The sequence below is a fragment of the Candidatus Omnitrophota bacterium genome (assembly GCA_028715965.1).
GTDB lineage: Bacteria > Omnitrophota > Gorgyraeia > Tantalellales > Tantalellaceae > JAQUQS01.
Genome location: JAQUQS010000061.1, coordinates 1 through 3,007, shown reverse-complemented (window position 1 = coordinate 3,007; position 3,007 = coordinate 1). Strand labels below are relative to the sequence as shown.

The following is a 3,007-nucleotide window of genomic DNA, read 5'->3' as shown; positions in this document are numbered from 1 at the left end:
ACGGGGATATGCTGGGCGTGATAAACGGTGATGAGTATGATGGGGTGTCTCTTGCCAGCCTGATGCCGGAAGCGATAGCCGGATCAGAGGGATTCCAGAATGATGTAGCCAGGTTGGGCGGGGTCCTCCCATATGAGGTCACATACGCGATATTGTCCGACGGCCAGATACGTTTTTCAAGTAAGGCCGAAATAGTCTTCAACTCTGATGGGAGTATCAGATACATGAGTTCTACAGAGGCCGTTTATTCGGACGATGATGTCCTTCTGAGGGGTCATACTCATCCTCATGTAGCGGACGCAGATGCTGAGTTCGTAGGCGATATGATCGCTGTAATGTTGAGGGAAGTCGTCTACAACGAGAGGGTGGCTGAGCATATACTCGAAAGGAGGAGTGATGGCACGTTACAGGTGCGCGTATTGCGCAGGGAAGGGGATAACTTCATATTGAGCACAATTGGTGAAGGTGTGCCCGCTACCGAGACCGTGATGCGCGAAGCCGGGCTCGCGGATATGCTTACCCTGCAGAATATTGCCGGGATACGGCAGGGAATGGAAAGGCTGGAGGCCTGGGAGAGGCTCTCCTTAGGCTTTGCTGATGCGGATACCAGCGATACGGAACTCATCAGGATGCTTAGTGTGACGGTGGCTGCCTATCTTGAAAAGAGCAGGACACGTGAAGAAAAAGATATCGCGGAGATGAGGGGTCTAGCCACAGACCTGGCGCCCGGCGCCGGCGGGTTATCTTCGGCCATGGTCGGTATTCTTGATGTGGGTAAAGGCACCTTGCTGCGTAGCGCGGGTAGCATGACCCTGGGCATGATCGCACTTGCCATGAGCACAGCCTACATGAATTCGGCTAAGCGCGGCATATCGGATAAGATGGAAGGTTCTGCCGATATCCGGGAAGACGAGCAGGATGGTAAGGGGCCTGTAACGGTGCTGCATTATGAGGTAGAAAGCGCTAAAGCGTTCGCGAGTTCACTTTCCGGCACAGATGAGCTGAAAACCACCGATAGGAACAACGTCCTGGTGGTATCCGCGGATATGCTGGCTAGAGATGCCGATGGATTGAAGGCCCTGGCAAAAGATCTGGCCAGACGCAACGCTTTGAACAGGGACAGACAGCAGGGGATAATCATTGTATGTGAAGCTCCTGAAGAGGCGCTGGATACCGTAAAAGGTTGGGGAGACATAGCCGAGGTCATAAGCGTAGTGACGCAAGATGAGCTTGCGGATAAGATAGCTTATGTAAAACGCGCCGATATGTCGGTCGATACCAAAGTCACCGGTATTTTCACCGGGAACGAACCTTTCTTCGGGGCAGTATCGGATAAGTGCGATAGTTATATCATAGCAGGAGAAGACTTTACGTTCGGTATGGCGCTGGCTCTGGCGCTAACAAGAGCGAATTACGTGGCGTTCGCCGGTATAACTGACGAAGGTATAAACAGGCTGCGCGAGGTAGCACGCAGGGAAAAAGAGGCAAAATCCGGCCGCGAGATCATCAGGCTGGAAAGCGCGGGAAGCAAGGAAGCCGACAAGGCGATCGACGAGGCGCTGTTCGCGGACCTGGCGGCCGACACCGCGTTCTAATCGACAGAACTCGCGCTTTAGATCATTGCTGCCGGACCCGGTAATGCCGGGTCCGGCAATAATGCGATAACGCAGGTAAATAGTGCGCCCCAATGGTCCATCTTTCGAGGAGAGGAAAGGCGGATAGTGGCGTTATCCCCGTTTTTTTGTACAGGCCATTTCCCCCTGGGATTTGTACAAACATGATCTATATGATATATTCTTAATAATATGGTTTTTAATAGCCTGAATTTTGCCGTTTTTTTCGCACTTGTCTACGTGTTCTATGTCTTTCTTGAACGCAAGTGGCAGAACCTGCTTTTACTGGTGGCGAGCTATGTATTCTACTCATTCTGGGACTGGCGGTTCCTGTCGTTGGTCCTGTTCTCGACCTGCTTGAACTATTACGCCGGATCGCGTATTTTCGAGGCGTCCGGTGAAAAACACCGTAAATATCTACTTACCGCAGCTGTTGTCTTGAACCTATCAGTTCTTGCTTATTTCAAATACGCGAATTTTTTCCTGGATAACCTGCAGAATATGTTGTGGGCGCTGGGGTGGGAAGTGGACGGGGTGACTTTGAGCGTGATATTACCCCTGGGAATATCCTTTTACACGTTCCAGGCGATGAGCTACCCCATAGACATATACCGCAAGGTCATAGAACCTACACGTAAATTCCAGGATTTTGCCCTCTTCATCGTGTTTTTTCCGCAGTTGGTGGCAGGACCCATCGAACGTGCCCGTAACCTTTTGCCTCAGATAGAGAACGACAGGCGCATATGCGCGGATGACATATACCAGGGAAGCTGGTTGATATTCTGGGGGCTATTCAAGAAGATCGTTATAGCTGATAACCTTAAGAAGTTCACCTATGCGGCGTTCACGCCTACGCCGGCTGTTTCAGGAAGTATGGCGCTTCTTGCCATGTACGCCTTCGCGTTCCAGGTATACGCCGACTTTTCGGGATATTCTAATATGGCCAGAGGGATCGCCAGATTGCTTGGTTTTAACATAATGACCAACTTCAGGACCCCGTTTTTCGCGAGGAACCTGTATGATTTCTGGCAAAGATGGCATATCAGCCTTACCACATGGGTGAAGGAATACGTTTTCTACCCATTAGCCCTCGTGAGATACCGGAAATGGAGTATACCCGCTCCTATAGTCATTCTGTTGACCTGGTCGATAATGGGTTTATGGCACGGAGCGGCATGGAGATTCGTGCTCTGGGGTGTTTACCATGGTATTTTGCTTGTCCTGTACAATAAAGTACGCCCCGTCCTGATATCGATCGGGGAAAGAAGCAAGGCGTTCAAGAAATGTGGAAATACCATGAGTGTTCTTCTGGTCTTCAACCTGTTCAGCGTGGGGATATTGTTCTTTGCCTTGGGTAACGTGGCCCAGGTTGTTTTCACGTTGAAGGAGATGTT

2 protein-coding genes are annotated in these 3,007 nt (G+C 50.8%); both read left to right on the top strand.

Annotated features, from left to right (window positions below; translation table 11 throughout):
• Positions 1-1,595, top strand: a 1,595-nt coding sequence (locus PHH49_08720) for a hypothetical protein (protein MDD5489022.1), incomplete at its 5' end; no start/stop codon positions are given.
• A gap of 210 nt (positions 1,596-1,805) precedes the next feature.
• Positions 1,806-3,007 (top strand): MBOAT family protein (locus PHH49_08715; GenBank protein MDD5489021.1); only part of this gene is annotated, 1,202 nt, incomplete at its 3' end.